This is a genomic window from Pseudorhodoplanes sp., assembly GCF_050250235.1.
Taxonomy (GTDB): domain Bacteria; phylum Pseudomonadota; class Alphaproteobacteria; order Rhizobiales; family Xanthobacteraceae; genus Pseudorhodoplanes.
The window spans coordinates 1-15,014 of the sequence record NZ_JBFWPA010000038.1 but is presented as its reverse complement, the minus strand read 5'-3'; the positions used below and the strand labels follow the sequence as shown (position 1 = coordinate 15,014).

The following is a 15,014-nucleotide window of genomic DNA, read 5'->3' as shown; positions in this document are numbered from 1 at the left end:
CGAAAAAGGGTACCCCGCTTCAGGACCCCTGCCCGCCGCATTTCTTGGTGACCTTGTTGTAGTTGCCGCACTTCAGCGTCACCCAATCGGCTTCGAGATCCTTGGAACCCGGCAGGTTGTCGGACCATGCGTCGCCTGGCACGAGACCGTCGGTCTTCCACACCACGTCGAACTGGCCGTCAGCCTTCACTTCGCCGATGAAGACCGGCTTGGTGATGTGATGGTTCGGAAGCATTTCAGACACGCCGCCGGTCAGGTTCGGCGCCTTAATGCCCGGCAGTGCGTCGATCACCTTGTCGGGGTCGGTGGTGCCGGCCTTCTTTACGGCTTCGACCCACATCGCGAAGCCGATCACATGGGCTTCCATCGGATCGTTGGAGACGCGCTTCGGATTCTTGGTGAAAGCCTTCCACTTCGCGATGAATTCCTTGTTCGCGGGCGTGTTGATCGACTCGAAATAGTTCCAGGCGGCGAGGTGGCCGACCAGCGGCTTGGTGTCGATGCCGGCGAGTTCTTCCTCACCGACGGAGAAGGCCACGACCGGGATGTCGGAAGCCTTCACGCCACGATTGCCGAGCTCCTTGTAGAAGGGAACGTTGGCGTCGCCGTTGATGGTGGAGACCACGGCGGTCTTCTTTCCGGCGGAGCCGAATTTCACGATGTCGGCAACGCGGGTCTGCCAGTCGGAATGGCCGAACGGCGTGTAGTTGATCGAGATGTCCTCGTCCTTGACGCCCTTGGACTTCAGATAGGCCTCGAGGATCTTGTTGGTGGTGCGCGGATAGACGTAGTCGGTGCCTTCCAGCACCCAGCGCTGCACCTTCTCTTCCTTCATCAGGTAGTCGACGGCGGGGATCGCCTGCTGGTTGGGAGCGGCGCCGGTATAGAACACGTTGCGCTCGCTCTCCTCGCCCTCGTACTGGACCGGATAGAACAGGATCGAGTTCAGTTCCTTGAAGACCGGGAGCACGGATTTGCGCGACACCGAGGTCCAGCAGCCGAACACCGCCGCAACCTTTTCCTTGGTGATCAGTTCACGCGCCTTTTCGGCAAACAGCGGCCAGTTGGAAGCCGGGTCCACGACCACAGCCTCGAGCTTCTTGCCAAGCAGTCCGCCCTTCTTGTTCTGCTCCTCGATCAGCATGAGCATGACGTCCTTCAGCGTGGTCTCGCTGATGGCCATGGTGCCCGAGAGCGAATGAAGAATGCCGACCTTGATGGTTTCCTGGGCCTTGGCGGGCAAAGCGGCTGCAATCGACAGCGCAAGGCCCGTCGCCCCGGCCAAAAGCCAGCGGCGGGCAACCGGTCGCGGAGCGACCGCACGGATGGAATGAATCATGTGGTTTCCTCTGCTTCACGCGCACGCCAGATGACCCGGCATCCCGCGCCGCAGCAGAGTTCGCAAAGGCCGTGCCAATTTCTGAAACTGGTGCAAGGCCTTGAGTCAGAACCGGAAACGATCCACAGACCGCGCCTCGAAATTAGGCATGTGACAACACATGACTAAACAGCGCACATGCTGCACAAATTTTGTGCATTTTCGCGATGGTGCTGTATCGGCATGTTGCCGCATCCGCAGGCTCGGGGCGGAGAGGGCGCGGCGCTTCCGACTTCGGGTTCAGTAAGCTGAAGCTTCTGAAGACGCCTGCGGCCGTCATGGCCAACACGCTCATCCCGCGCTCGTGATGAGCGACGAAGCGGCCGCTCGATAAGATGAAACGTCTTGATGCCCTGTTTGAGCCTGCCGGATTTTGAAAGGGAAACATTTTCATGACGGACCCGAATGCGCGCGCAGCCGCAGGCTGGCTGGCCGTATTGATAGCCGCCATTCTGACAATCGCCTCTCCCGCATCGGCGCAGAGCGATCTGAACGCGATGCTGAAACGGTTGACCGAGTTGCGCAACGCGCGCGATTTTCCGGCGGCGCTCGGCGTAGCCGAGGAACTCGAGACTGCCGTCAAGGCGCGCTTCGGCACCGATCATGCGAACTACGCGATCGCATTGATTAACAAGGGCGATATCTATTGGAGCACCGGTAAGTTTGCCGACGCCGAGTTGCTTTACCAGCGCGCCTTGATCATTCGCGAGAAAACACTCGGTGAAAATCATCTTTACGTGGCGGACACGCTCACCAACCTGGCAATCGCCCAGCTTCAGCAAGCCAAATACGCCGACGCGGAAAAATCGCAACGGCGTGCCTTTTTGATCCGACAGACAGCACTCGGCGCGGTACATCCGGAAACAAATGCAGCGTTGAACAACCTCTCGACGATGCTCCGAACTCTTGGCAAGCTCACGGAGGCTGAGACCGTTCTGAACCAGGGCCTTGCCGCCCAGGAAGCTATACTTGGGCACGAGCATCCGCAGCTATCTCAGGGACTTGCTAACCTTTCGGCAATCTATGAGTTACAGGGCCGCTACAACGATGCTGAAGCGATTCTGCTGCGCAGCCTCTCTCTTGTCGAAAAGGCCCACGGGCCGACGCACCGCTTGGTGTTAACGCCGCTGACTAATCTGGCGCTCGCCTATTTCCGGCAGGGGAAGTATCCCGAAACGGAGACAACTTATCGGCGACTATTCCCCCTCATGGAACAGCACTATGGTCCTGAGGATGCGAGACTTGCGCAGGCCTTGCAAAATGCGGCGTCATTCTACGAAGGCGTCGGCCGGCTCGGAGAAGCGGAAGCGCTTCACCAGCGATCACTGACAATTCGCGAAAAGGTTTTCGGACGCGATCACGTTGATGTCGCGAACTCGCTCGCCGGCCTCGCCAATGTGAAAGCGTGGCAAAGCCGGTATCGAGAGGCCGAAGGCCTCTACAGGCGTGCCGTAGCGATCCAGGAAAAACTGCTAGGCAGCCATCATCGCGACGTCGCGCGCACACTCTCGAACCTGACGTCGCTCTATATCGCTCAGGCAAGGTTTGTCGATGCTGAAGCGCTGCTACTTCGCACGCTGCCAATACAGGAGAAGGCGCTTGGCGTCGATCATCCCGAAATTGCCTACAGTCTTGCTTCCTTGGGCACCGTATACTTTCGTCAAGGCAAGAACATGGAAGCTGAAACCGTACTTCTGAGATCGCTCAAGATTCGCGAAGCTGCGCTCGGTGAGAGCCACCCCGACTCAGTCACGGTCCGCTCGCTTCTCGCGTCGGTTTTCATGGCGCAGGACAAGCTGACGCAGTCAGAAAAGCTGTATCTGAGTTCGCTTCCGCTCATGGAACGTGCATATGGCAGCCAGCATACACACGTTGCGTCGTTGTTTCACAATCTGGGCTACGTCTATCGGCTTCAGCGCCGCCACAACGACGCCGAAGCTGCATACAAGCGGGCGCTTAGCATCGAAGAGAGCGCCTTAAGTCCTAACCATCCCGACATCGCTCACAGTCATACCGCTATCTCGTTGCTCTATTACGATATGAAGAAGCCCGACAGGGCACTCGATCATGCCCGGCGCGCGAGTGCGGTCCGTATCGCGCACAGCGATGCAGAGCTTGCCGGACGACCTTCGGTGGTTGGCGATGCCGGCAGTTTGGCCAGCACCTTTCGACAGCATGTCCGGTTTCTGACGCTCGTGTCGCTCAATGAACCAGCGTCAAACGACCGGCTCGGCCGCGAAGGCTTCGAAATCGCGCAATTGATCGGCCAGTCTTCCGCAGCGGCCGCGCTGCAGAAGACAGCGGCGAGATTTTCCGCAGGCAGCGGGACGCTCGCGACGATGATCCGGGACCTCCAGGATCAGATCACATCTCGCGAGAATGCCGACAAGCGATTGGTGGCGATGCTCTCGCGGCCCGAAGGACAGCAGGATCGCGGGGCGACCGAAACACAACGGCGCCAGGTAGGCGAGTTCGATACCAGGATTGCGACCGCGACCGCCCAGATCGAAAAGCAATTCCCGGACTTCGTAGCCCTCGCACGTCCAAAGCCGGTAAAGGTCGATGAGGCGCGAGCCGTCCTCGGAGCGGACGAGGCGCTGGTTTTCTGGGTCGGCGATAGCGGTCCGCTCGTCTACGTGTTCGCCGTGACACGGGAACGCTTTGCCTGGCAGGCGATCCCGATCGCTTCCGATGAATTCGCGCGCAGGATCTCCGCGTTTCGAAGCGCGCTCGATGTAGAGAAAGCGGATGAAGCCGTGCTCTCCGGGAAGACCGCCGGTCTGGTCGATCTTGCGCTCGCGCACGAGCTCTACATCTCCCTGTTCGGTCCGATCGAACCGCTCCTGAAGGACAAGCGCAGCCTTTTGCTGGTCCCCTTCGGCCCGTTGACCGCTTTGCCCTTCCCCGCGCTGGTCACCGAAAAAGTTGCGCCCGCAACACCGCCGTCCGAGTACAGAAACGTGGCGTGGCTCGCGAAGCGGCAGGCGATCACCGTGCTGCCTTCGGTTGCGAGCCTCAAGGCCCTGCGGGCGCAGACGCGCGCGAACCGGAGCGGCAAGCCCATGACCGGATTCGGCGATCCGCTGTTCGATCCCAATAGTCCGGCTGCATCGACCCGCGGGCAAAAGGTCGCCGCGCGCAAGGTCGTGACACGCAATTTCACGGATTACTGGAAGGGCGCAGCGATCGATCGAACGCTGATCATAAAGGCATTGCCGCAACTTCCCGATACGGCCGACGAACTGACGGCAGTCGCACGAAAGCTCGGGGTGCCGGCAAGCGATATCCATCTTGGACGGGACGCCACGGAGAGCCGGGTCAAGTCGAAGCCGCTGGACGATTTCCGCATCGTCTATTTCGCCACGCATGGCCTGGTCGCCGGCGATATCAAGGGCCTCGCCGAACCCTCGCTGGCGCTGACGATGCCGAAACAGCCGACCGATCTCGACGATGGCCTCCTCACCGCAAGTGAAATCGCGCAACTGAGACTCAATGCCGACTGGGTCGTGCTGTCGGCCTGCAATACCATTGCCGGCGACAAGCCGGGCGCGGAAGCGTTGTCCGGGCTCGCCCGCGCCTTTTTCTATGCCGGTGCACGAGCGCTGCTGGTGTCGCACTGGGCGGTCGATTCGGCGGCCGCCACCCGGCTCACCACCGCGACCTTCGACAAGATCAAGGCGGACCCGAAACTCGGGCGCTCGGAGGCTTTGCGGCTTGCGATGCTTGATTACCTGAACGACCCATCCGATCCCCTCAACGCGCATCCCGCCTTCTGGGCGCCGTTCGTGGTGGTCGGAGAGGGCGCGGCCCGGTAATTGTGTTGCACTGAAATTCGCGATACGCGTGTCCGAAGATGACCCGCACATTCTCGCTTCGGATGAAGCTTGCAGCGAGCCTTTGCTTCGCCGCGGCGCTCGCCGTTGGCCCTGCTGCCGGTCAGGTCCCGCGCGAACGGCAGCGCGGGCCGGATCATACGGATGTAGCCTCCGCGCTCAACTATCTTGCGGTGCTGAATCAGCAGGTCGGGCGTCCGAAGGAAGCCGCGCGTTTCTATCGGCGCGCGTTGAGCATCCGCCAGAAGGCGCTTGGGCCCGATGCGGACGACCGCGGCTAGAAGTGATGCACGATTCCAACGAACCAAGGACCGGTCGATGACCCAGCCGAATTCGCGCGTCCGGTCCTTCAGTGCGGCGCTATGGACGCTTCTGGCACTCGCGGGCGCGGCGCCGGCGATGGCGCAAGCCGATCTCAACGCGCTCTTGAAGCGTCTCAACGAACTCGGTGCGGCACGCAATTTTCCAGCCGCGCTCATCGCCGCGCAGGAGTTCGAGAAGGCGGTCAGGGCGCAATTCGGCACCGAGCACGCGAACTACGCAATCGCGCTGTTCAACATGGCCAACATTTTTCTGAACACCGGAAAATTCGCCGAAGCGGAGCCACTTTACCTGCGCGCTGCGGCGATTCAGGAGAAAACCCGAGGCAGCAATCATCCCGATCTCGCCGGGACCCTCAACAATCTTGCCATCGTTCAGGCCCAACAGGCGAAATACGCTGATGCCGAGAAGTCGTATCGGCGCGCGCTTTCCATTCGTCAGGCTGCCTTCGGCGCGTCGCATCGCGACACCGCCGCCTCGCTGATCAATCTGGCCCAGGCACTCCGCGCGCTCGGCAAGCTCGATGAAGCAGAAGCAATTCTCCGGCAGGGCATTGCCACCCAGGAGCAGGCTCTGGGCCACGAGCATCCGCAGCTCTCCGCAGCGCTCGCGCATCTCGGCTCGATACACGAATTGAAGGGCGACTATGCCGGCGCCGCGGCGGTTCTGCAGCGCAGCCTTGCGATCGCCGAGAAAGCGCACGGCGCGACGCATCGCTCCCTGGCCGCCCCGCTCAACAACCTCGCTCTCGTCTTTATCAGGCAGGGCAAATATCCCGAGGCCGAGGGGGCGTACAAGCGATTGCTGTCGATCATGGAACAGCAATATGGCCCCGAGCATCCTGAGCTTGCCCGGGGCTTGAGCAACCTTGCCGAATTCTATGCGACGATCGACCGACTTGCCGAGGCGGACACGCTACAGCAGCGCGCGCTGGCGATCCGCGAAAAGACGCTGGGTTCCGAACACCTCGACGTTGCGACATCCCTGTTCGGACTCGCCAACGTGAAGTCTCGACGAAGTCAGTATGCCGAGGCCGAAACACTTTACCGGCGTGCTCTTGCGACCAAGGAAAAGTTGCTCGGCAGCGGTCATCGTGAAGTCGCGCAAACGCTTTCCAACCTGGCCTTTGTCTACATCCGCCAGACACGTTATGCCGATGCGGAGGGCCTGCTTCTTCGGTCACTGGCGACGCAGGAGAAGGCACTTGGTGCGGATCATCGCGAAGTGGCCGATACTCTCAACTTCCTCGGCCAGACCTACATGCGTCTCGGCAAGACGTCGGAGGCCGAAGGCGCGCTGTCGCGGGCCGTGAGGATTCGCGAGGCGGGGTTGGGTGAGGGCCATCCCGACGCGGTCACCGCGCGAGCCAATCTGGCTTCGGTCTATATGGCAGGTGGCAAATCGGCCGAAGCAGAGAAGCTTTACCTGCGTAGTCTTCCGATCATGGAACGGGCATATGGGCAACGTCATTCGGACGTCGCAGGCATTTTCAACAATCTGGGCCTCCTCTATCAGCGGCAGCGACGATATGGAGAAGCCGCGGCCGCCTATCAGCGGGCGCTGACAATCCGGCAGGCGGTTCTTGGTCCCAATCATCCCGACGTCGCAAACAGCCTGACGACGATGGCGATGCTTTATGACGCGATGGGCCAGCACCGGAATTCACTGGATCATGCAAGGCGCGCCAGTTCAGTGGTCGTTACGCACGGCAACTCGGAGCTTTCCGGACGGCCTTCGGCATCCGTCGACACCGAAAAGCTGGCGCGCTATTTCCGCGATCACGTTCGATATCTTGCTGCCGCGGCGCGCGTTGAGCCTGGATCGGCCGACAGCCTTGGACGCGAAGGGTTCGAAATCGCGCAATTGATCGGCCAGTCCGCCGCAGCGTCAGCCCTGCAGCAGACGACGGCACGCTTCTCCACGGGAGCAGGTCCGCTTGCAGTCATCATTCGCGAAATGCAGGATCAGGTTGCCGCGCGCGAAACTGCCGACAAGCGGCTGATAGCCTCGCTTTCGAGGCCCGAGGCGCGGCAGGACCGCGTTGCGATCGAGGCATTGCGGCGGCAGGTCGACGAATTCGATGCCCGGATCGCCGCGGCGGCGGCCCGGATCGAAAGGCAGTTTCCGGACTTTGTCGCACTTGCACGACCGAAGCCGATCAAGATCGATGAGGCGAGCACCTTGCTGGGGCCGGATGAAGCGCTGATCTTCTGGGCGGGAGGCGACCACAAGACCACCTTCGTCTTCGCCTTGACTCGCGATCGCTTCGATTGGAAGACCATTCCCCTCGGGCCTCAAGAACTCGCCCGGAAAATCACTGCGTTTCGCAGCGCGCTCGATGTCGACAAGGCTCATCACGCGGTCACCACCGGGCACGCGGATGGTCTGGTCGACCTCGCACTTGGCTACGAGCTTCACGATACCCTTTTCGGGCCGGTCGAGGCGCTGCTGCGGGACAAACGGAGTCTGCTCCTGGTACCATTCGGCGCGTTGACAGCGTTGCCGTTCCCGGCGCTCGTTACCGAGAAGGCGTCACCGTCGACGATGCCGGATGGCTACCGGGACGTCGCGTGGCTCGCAAAGCGTCACGCGATCACGGTCTTGCCGTCAGTGGCCAGCCTGAAGGCGCTGCGCGCGCAGGCTCGCGCCGTGCAAAGCGCCAAGCCGATGACAGGCTTCGGCGATCCGGTATTCGATCCGAACGCGCCCGGGACCGGGACACGCGGCCAGAAAGTTGCGTCCCGCAAGACCACAACACGGTCCTTCACGGATTTCTGGCAGGGTGCCGCCATCGACCGTCGATCGATCGCGGAATCGCTCTCGCAATTGCCCGACACCGCCGATGAGTTGAAGGCCGTGGCAAAGAAGCTTCGCGTGTCGGCAAACGACATCCATCTGGGGCGCGACGCAACCGAGAGCCGCGTCAAGTCGAAGCCGCTGGACGATTACCGCATCGTCTATTTCGCGACCCACGGCCTGGTGGCTGGCGATATCAAGGGCCTTGCCGAACCCTCGCTGGCGCTGACGATGCCGAAACAGCCGACCGATCTCGACGATGGCCTCCTCACCGCAAGTGAAATCGCGCAACTGAGACTCAATGCCGACTGGGTCGTGCTGTCGGCCTGCAATACCATTGCCGGCGACAAGCCGGGCGCGGAAGCGTTGTCCGGGCTCGCCCGCGCCTTTTTCTATGCCGGTGCACGAGCGCTGCTGGTGTCGCACTGGGCGGTCGATTCGGCGGCCGCCACCCGGCTAACCACCGCGACCTTCGACAAGATTGCAGCCGATCCCAAGCGCGGGCGCTCGGAGGCTTTGCGGCTTGCGATGCTTGATTACCTGAACGACCCATCCGATCCCCTCAACGCGCATCCCGCCTTCTGGGCGCCCTTCGTTGTAGTTGGCGAGGGCGCCGCTCGGTAATTGTGTTGCACTGAAATTCGCGATACGCGTGTCCGAAGATGACCCGCACATTCTCGCTTTGGAGGAACCTGGCAGCGAGCCTTTGCTTCGCCGCAGCGCTCGCTGTTGCGCCCGCCGCCGGTCAGGTACCGGGCGAGGCCACGGCGCTGCTTGGGCGCGCGCTCGAACTCTATAATGCGGGAAAAACGGCAGAGGCCTTGCCGCTCGCCGAGCAGGCGCTCGTGATCCTTGAGCGGCAGCGCGGGCCGGATCACGCGGATGTTGCCTCCGCGCTCAACTATCTTGCGGTGCTGAATCAGCAGCTCGGTCGTCCGACGGAGGCCGAGCGCTTCTATCTGCGCGCGTTGAATATCCGCCAGAAGTCGCTCGGGCCCGACCATCCCCAGGTCGCGGTATCGGCCGAGAATCTCGCCGCGCTCTATCGCTCCAGCGGCCGCAGGGACGAAGCCGAGCTCTTGTACCGGCGCGCGCTGTCGATCAACGAAAAGGCCTACGGGCCGGACCACCCCGCGGTCGCTGCGATCGTGACCGGCATGGCGGTACTCTATCAGGATGCGGGCCGTCCGCGCGATGCGGAACCGCTCTACCGTCGCGCGCTGACAATCGCGGAAAAGACCTTCGGACCGGATCATCCGCAGGTATCGGCGTCGCTGGTATCGCTCGGTGCGCTCTATCGGGGCATGGGGCGGTCGGTGGAAGCCGAACCGCTGTTCCAGCGCGCCCTGGCAATCGACGAAAAGAACGGCGGCGCCGACCACCCCAACGTCGCCAACGTGCTGCACGAGCTTGCGATGACCTATTGGGTGCAGAATCGCATCGAGCAGGTCGAGCCGCTGTTCAACCGCGCGCTTGCCATTCGTGAAAAGGTTTACGGAGCGGATCACCCCGCGGTCGCGCAGACGCTCAACGCGATGGCTGGCTTCTGTCGCGACCAGGGCCGTCACGCCGATGCCGAGCCGCATTTCCGGCGTGTGGTAGCGATGTACGAAAAGGCACTGGGGCCGGATCACCCCGGGGTCGCGACCGCGCTCAACAATCTTGCGGTGCTGTACCAGGAGATGGGCCGCCCCACCGACGCCGAGCCCCTGGCGAAACGCGCACTGGCGCTGCGCGAAAAGGCGTTCGGTCCGGACAACCCCCAGCTCGTCAACACCATCCACAATCTTGCAGAGCTCTACCGCACGCTTGGCCGCAAGGCCGACGCCGACGCGCTCGCCAAGCGCGCGCAGGCGATTCGCGAGAAGGGAAACTCCTCCCGATAGACGAGGCCGACACCCGACCTCGGTTCTCTTGCCGCGGCTTCGCTGCCGAATACCCGACACCGACTTATCTCTGTTTCGTCTGCGGTCTTGTATCTGGTGCGGGGATGTTGCAAATCCCCGGCGCATTGGAAGCCTGAGAGACATGCCCATGGCCCAGAAAACCGGACTCGTCGTCACTGCCCACCCTGGCGATTTCGTGTGGCGCGCCGGCGGCGCGATCGCCCACCACGCCAAACTGGGCTATCGCATGAAGATCGTCTGCATGAGCTTCGGCGAGCGCGGCGAAAGCCAGTTCGCCTGGAAGGAAGCGGGCGCGACGCTGGATAGCGTGAAAGCCGGCCGCAAGGACGAGGCCGAGCGCGCCGCCGCATTGCTTGGCGCGGAGATCGAATTCTTCGATTGCGGCGACTATCCGCTGAAGCTGACCGAAGAGCATTTCGACCGGATGGTCGACATCTACCGCGAAACCAGCCCGGCTTTCGTGCTGACCCACGCCCTGAAGGACCCGTACAATTTCGACCATCCCAACGCCGCCCATTTCGCGCAGGAAACCCGCGTGGTCGCGCAGGCGATGGGCCACAAGCCGGGTGCGAAATACCAGTATTCCGCGCCGCCGGTTTATCTGTTCGAGCCGCATCAGCCGGAGCAATGCGACTACAAGCCCGACCTGATTCTCAAGATCGACGATGTGTGGGAGACCAAGTACAAGGCCTTTCAGATCCTCGCGGCGCAGAAGCATCTCTGGCACTATTACGAGCGCGTGGCGCTCAACCGCGGCATTCAGGGCTCGCGCAACACCGGCATCTCGATGACCTACGGCGAGGCCTATCAGACCCTGTTCCCGCGCGTCGTCACCGATACGCTCGGCTGAACGGAGGCATCATCATGAAGACCGTCGTCGTCCGCAACATCGAGCGCGCCGATGCCGCCGCCTGCAAGTCCCTCGCGGGCCTTGGCGTATCGACCTCGCACGAAGCCCTGGGCCGCTCCGGCCTGATGAAGCCCTATATGCGGCCGATCTGGCCGGGCGCCGCCATCTGCGGCCCCGCCGTCACTATCATGGCGCAGCCGGGCGACAACTGGATGATCCACGTCGCGATCGAACAGTGCAAACCCGGCGATGTGCTGGTGGTCGGCTGCACCGCCGACAACACCGACGGCATGTTCGGCGACCTGCTGGCGACTTCCGCCAAGGCGCGCGGCGTCCAGGGGCTGGTCATCGACGCCGGCTGCCGCGACGTCGCAACGCTGAAGGAGATGGGCTTCCCGGTTTGGTCGAAGGCAATCTCGGCCAAGGGCACGGTCAAGGCCACGCTCGGCGCGGTCAACATTCCGGTGGTCTGCGCCGGCGTCAACGTGATCCCGGGCGACGCGATCGTTGCCGATGACGACGGGGTCGTGGTGATCCCGCGCAAGCTCGCGACCGAAGTCGCCGCCAAGGGCCAGAAGCGCGAGGCCGACGAGATCGCGAAGCGCGAGAAGCTCGCCTCCGGCATCCTCGGTCTCGACATGTACAACATGCGCGGGCCGCTGGAGAAAGCCGGGCTCGTCTATGTCGACAATCCGGAAGACGCATAAGCCATGCTGACGCTTTATTACGCGCCGAACACCTGCGCCCTGGCGTCACTGATTTCGCTCGAGGAGGCCGGCGCCAGGTACGAGACCGTCCGTCTCAACTTCGCCGATGGCGAACAGCGAAAGCCGGATTATCTCGCTGTCAATCCGAAAGGCCGAGTCCCCACTCTGGCAACCGAGCGAGGGATCCTCACCGAGACGCCCGCGATCCTCGCCTTCATCGCGCAAAGCTATCCGGCCGCGCGGCTCGCCCCGCTCGAGGATGTGTTTGCGTTCGCGCAGGTGCAGGCGTTCAACAGTTATCTCTGCTCGACCGTGCATGTCGCGCATGCGCACCGGCTGCGCGGCTCGCGCTGGGCCGACGACGAGGCTGCGATCGAAGCGATGAAAAGGAAAGTGCCGCAATCGGTCGGCGACTGCTTCGACCTGATCGAGCGCGAGATGTTTGCCGGCCCGTGGGTGACAGGCAACGAATATTCCGTCTGCGATCCGTACCTGTTCACGATCGCCCGCTGGCTCGAGGGTGATGGTGTCGATATCGCGCGTTTCCCGAAGGTGCACGCTCACCACAGGCGGATGGAGGCGCGGCCGGCGGTGCAACGGGCGCTGTCACAACAGCAGATGGCCGCGGCCTGACTTCAGCTCGCCGTCACCACAAACGGCCGGTCGATCCCACCAGCACGGTGATAACGCCGAGCACAAGGTTGATGGCCACCAGCTTGCGGATCATGGCGAGCTGCTTGCCGGCATTCGGCCAGTCGGCCGCCCGAACAAACTTCTGCAGCCGCCGCCATGGCGCAAAATACAGATGCAGGTAGAGCAGCATCATCAGGATGCCGGTGCCCTGCATGACATGGATGGAGAGCGGCGCACGGAAGCCGCCATAGGCCATGAACATCATGGCGTAGCCTGAGACCAGCAGGACCACGATCGAGACCCCGACCCAGGGCAGAAAGCGGGCAAACACGTCGCGCCAGAGTGTCAGCCGCGCCGGCCCCTCCAGCGCACCGGCGGCTGGCCGCAGCATCGTATAGGCAAAGGCCATTCCGCCGACCCAGAACAGCGCGGCCAGAATATGCGCGGCCAGAAACAGGACCAGCATCCCGCGAACCTCCGTTGCAACTCTCGTCAGACCGCTATTTGATCAGGCCACACTGGAATGTCTACAAATTGAGTCCATGACCGGCGGCCCCTCGCAGAATCCGATCGACCCGATTGCCGCAGGCGACCTGCGTCTCGACGCGCCGGCCTTCCATCGCAATTGCGCGCCGATCTGGGCGGAACTCTCGGGCTATCTGAAGGACAAGCAGGGAAACGTGCTGGAGGTCGGCAGCGGCTCGGGCCAGCATGTGATCGAATTCGCCAAAGCGTCCCCTCACCTGCTCTGGTGGCCGACCGACTACGACCCGCGCAATCTGGCGAGCATCGACGCCTGGCGGCAACATGCGCAGGCGCAGAATGTCGAAGCGGCACGCCGGCTCGACCTTGGGGCCCTGAACTGGGGACTGAGCGATGCCGATTCCGGCACACTCAGCGACCTGACCGCGATTTTCTGCGCCAATGTGCTGCATATCTCGCCCTGGCGCACCACGCGCGGGCTGATGTGGGGCGCCTCGCAGCGCCTGCATCCGGGCGGGCTATTGTTCATCTACGGTCCGTTCAAGCAGGACGGGCAGCACACCGCACCGAGCAATGAAGCGTTCGACCTGTCGTTGCGCTCACGGGACCCGGAATGGGGCGTTCGCGACATCGCCGATATCCAGGCTGTGGCGCACGAGCATGGGCTGCTGCTCGCGGAGATCGAGCCGATGCCCGCAAACAACATGATTCTGGTGTTCGAGCGCCGCGGGCGATAGCCGGGTCACTATACGCTGATGACGCCGTCGCGGTTCACGAACACGCGACTCTCGTCAACGCCCTGCAGCATCGCCGCGACATCTTTTCGCAGCTTGGTGTCCGACTGCTCGTCCGCCGACCAGACGGTGACGTAAATATCGTCATCCCACACGGAAACATCGAAATCGGCAATCATCCCGGACGATGCCATGATCGCGAGCGCACCCGCTGCCGCCTTCAGATAATTCATCACCGCACCCCTCCTCAAACGACCATCGCTCCAGGCAGCACCGGCCAGCGCGCCCGTTGTTGCATGGCGGGGGTATACGGATCGTAAGCGTCGCGGCGGTGTCGAGACAGTGTCAGAAGCGCGACTCCGCTCACGCATGCGTGAATCCGCCGCTGTCCAGGCCGCCATTGTCAGCGAAGTGTCATCCAGGCTTCACCGAAGCGACAAGTGAACCGACAAAGTACGCAGCACGCAAAATGGAGATCGATACATGCGTGCAGCTACTCTCTCGACTGTTCTGTCAATTGTGCTCGCCGGCGCGGCAACGGCGCAGGAGCAGCCGGCGCTTCTCGCCGGTCACATCGTAATACCGGCGGCGACCTTCATCCCCGCACCCGCGGATGCGCCGGACGACCTCAAAATCTCCGGAAAGTTCACCACCGGCAAGCGCGTCGATGCGGTCGGCACCGTCGAAGGCCGCTCGCGCGGACGTCCGACCGGCCTGAAGCTGCCCTTTGACGGGCAGCCGGCGCAGGGCCATTCCGGCATCAAGCGGATGCCGGACGGCACCTTTTATGTGTTGACCGACAACGGCTTCGGCAATCTGGCGAATTCGCCCGACGCGATGCTCTTTCTCTCGCAATTCCGTCTGAACTGGGACAAGGGCACGGCAGACCGGCTTGCGACGATCTTCCTGCACGATCCAGACAAGAAGATCCCGTTCCGGATCGCAAACGAGGGCACGGCAAAGCGTTATCTCACCGGGTCGGATTTTGATCTGGAAAGCTTCCAGCCGATTGGCGACAAGTTCTGGATCGCCGAGGAATTCGGACCCTACCTGATCCGCACCGACAGGAACGGCAAGGTCGAAGCGGTGTTCGAAACCATGATCGACGGGAAGCTTGCGCGCTCGCCCGATCATCCCGCGGTTACGACACCGGCGATTCCGACGGGCACGACCGCATTCAATGTGCGACGTTCCAAGGGCTATGAAGGCATGGCGGCGTCGCCGGACGGCCGCTTCCTTTACGCGATGCTCGAGGGCCCGGTCTGGGATGCGGAGAAGAAGGACTGGGAGAAGACCGCGGACGGCAAGGAATATCTGCGCTTGCTGGAATTCGATGTCGCGGGAGAAAAGTGGACCGGCCGGCACTGGAAAT

The 15,014-nt window shown here is 62.5% G+C and carries 12 protein-coding genes; 9 read left to right on the top strand and 3 right to left on the bottom strand.

Annotated elements, in window-relative coordinates:
• Window positions 1-19 precede the first annotated feature (19 nt).
• Window positions 20-1,339 carry an urea ABC transporter substrate-binding protein gene (gene urtA / locus AB7F49_RS17535; protein WP_428524602.1) on the bottom strand — a complete coding sequence of 440 codons (1,320 nt, stop codon included), beginning with the start codon at window positions 1,337-1,339 and terminating at the stop codon, window positions 20-22.
• Between the two features lie 431 nt (window positions 1,340-1,770).
• On the opposite strand from urtA, the gene AB7F49_RS17530 reads away from it, so the two are divergent.
• From AB7F49_RS17530 to AB7F49_RS17500, 7 genes are all read left to right on the top strand, one after another.
• The gene (locus AB7F49_RS17530; RefSeq protein ID WP_428524600.1) at window positions 1,771-5,193 is read left to right on the top strand and encodes a tetratricopeptide repeat protein; all 3,423 of its coding nucleotides are present in this window, start codon (window positions 1,771-1,773) and stop codon (window positions 5,191-5,193) included.
• A 38-nt stretch (window positions 5,194-5,231) separates the two neighbouring features.
• Window positions 5,232-5,492 carry a tetratricopeptide repeat protein gene (locus AB7F49_RS17525; protein WP_428524598.1) on the top strand — a complete coding sequence of 87 codons (261 nt, stop codon included), beginning with the start codon at window positions 5,232-5,234 and terminating at the stop codon, window positions 5,490-5,492.
• Between the two features lie 37 nt (window positions 5,493-5,529).
• Complete coding sequence (locus AB7F49_RS17520) at window positions 5,530-8,952, top strand: tetratricopeptide repeat protein (protein WP_428524596.1); 3,423 nt, start codon at window positions 5,530-5,532, stop codon at window positions 8,950-8,952.
• Between the two features lie 38 nt (window positions 8,953-8,990).
• On the top strand, window positions 8,991-10,214 hold the full coding sequence (locus tag AB7F49_RS17515; protein ID WP_428524594.1) for a tetratricopeptide repeat protein: 1,224 nt from the start codon (window positions 8,991-8,993) through the stop codon (window positions 10,212-10,214).
• A gap of 148 nt (window positions 10,215-10,362) precedes the next feature.
• Entirely contained in the window at window positions 10,363-11,085 is a 723-nt protein-coding gene (locus AB7F49_RS17510) for a PIG-L deacetylase family protein (protein WP_428524592.1), read from the top strand.
• A gap of 14 nt (window positions 11,086-11,099) precedes the next feature.
• Complete coding sequence (locus AB7F49_RS17505; RefSeq protein WP_428524590.1) at window positions 11,100-11,792, top strand: 4-carboxy-4-hydroxy-2-oxoadipate aldolase/oxaloacetate decarboxylase; 693 nt, start codon at window positions 11,100-11,102, stop codon at window positions 11,790-11,792.
• 3 nt (window positions 11,793-11,795) lie between these two features.
• Entirely contained in the window at window positions 11,796-12,425 is a 630-nt protein-coding gene (locus tag AB7F49_RS17500; protein WP_428524588.1) for a glutathione S-transferase family protein, read from the top strand.
• 13 nt (window positions 12,426-12,438) lie between these two features.
• Here AB7F49_RS17500 and AB7F49_RS17495 read toward each other — a convergent pair whose 3' ends face one another.
• Window positions 12,439-12,891 carry a CopD family protein gene (locus AB7F49_RS17495; RefSeq protein ID WP_428524586.1) on the bottom strand — a complete coding sequence of 151 codons (453 nt, stop codon included), beginning with the start codon at window positions 12,889-12,891 and terminating at the stop codon, window positions 12,439-12,441.
• A 76-nt stretch (window positions 12,892-12,967) separates the two neighbouring features.
• Here AB7F49_RS17495 and AB7F49_RS17490 point away from each other — a divergent pair, with 76 nt between their 5' ends.
• Complete coding sequence (locus tag AB7F49_RS17490) at window positions 12,968-13,645, top strand: DUF938 domain-containing protein (RefSeq protein WP_428524584.1); 678 nt, start codon at window positions 12,968-12,970, stop codon at window positions 13,643-13,645.
• 8 nt (window positions 13,646-13,653) lie between these two features.
• Here the strand turns inward: AB7F49_RS17490 and AB7F49_RS17485 are convergent, their stop codons facing one another.
• Window positions 13,654-13,875 (bottom strand): hypothetical protein, encoded by a 222-nt coding sequence (locus AB7F49_RS17485; RefSeq protein WP_428524582.1) that lies wholly within the window; start codon window positions 13,873-13,875, stop codon window positions 13,654-13,656.
• A gap of 250 nt (window positions 13,876-14,125) precedes the next feature.
• Between AB7F49_RS17485 and AB7F49_RS17480 the strand changes: the two genes are divergently transcribed.
• On the top strand, window positions 14,126-15,014 hold an 889-nt coding region (locus AB7F49_RS17480; RefSeq protein WP_428524580.1), incomplete at its 3' end, for an esterase-like activity of phytase family protein.

Excerpts from the sequence above, each read along its gene's own strand:
- urtA (WP_428524602.1), bottom strand. The coding sequence starts at position 1,339 with ATGATTCATTCCATCCGTGCGGTCGCTCCGCGACCGGTTGCCCGCCGC.
- AB7F49_RS17530 (WP_428524600.1), top strand. The coding sequence starts at position 1,771 with ATGACGGACCCGAATGCGCGCGCAGCCGCAGGCTGGCTGGCCGTATTG.
- AB7F49_RS17525 (WP_428524598.1), top strand. The coding sequence starts at position 5,232 with ATGACCCGCACATTCTCGCTTCGGATGAAGCTTGCAGCGAGCCTTTGC.
- AB7F49_RS17520 (WP_428524596.1), top strand. The coding sequence starts at position 5,530 with ATGACCCAGCCGAATTCGCGCGTCCGGTCCTTCAGTGCGGCGCTATGG.
- AB7F49_RS17515 (WP_428524594.1), top strand. The coding sequence starts at position 8,991 with ATGACCCGCACATTCTCGCTTTGGAGGAACCTGGCAGCGAGCCTTTGC.
- AB7F49_RS17510 (WP_428524592.1), top strand. The coding sequence starts at position 10,363 with ATGGCCCAGAAAACCGGACTCGTCGTCACTGCCCACCCTGGCGATTTC.
- AB7F49_RS17505 (WP_428524590.1), top strand. The coding sequence starts at position 11,100 with ATGAAGACCGTCGTCGTCCGCAACATCGAGCGCGCCGATGCCGCCGCC.
- AB7F49_RS17500 (WP_428524588.1), top strand. The coding sequence starts at position 11,796 with ATGCTGACGCTTTATTACGCGCCGAACACCTGCGCCCTGGCGTCACTG.
- AB7F49_RS17495 (WP_428524586.1), bottom strand. The coding sequence starts at position 12,891 with ATGCTGGTCCTGTTTCTGGCCGCGCATATTCTGGCCGCGCTGTTCTGG.
- AB7F49_RS17490 (WP_428524584.1), top strand. The coding sequence starts at position 12,968 with ATGACCGGCGGCCCCTCGCAGAATCCGATCGACCCGATTGCCGCAGGC.
- AB7F49_RS17485 (WP_428524582.1), bottom strand. The coding sequence starts at position 13,875 with ATGAATTATCTGAAGGCGGCAGCGGGTGCGCTCGCGATCATGGCATCG.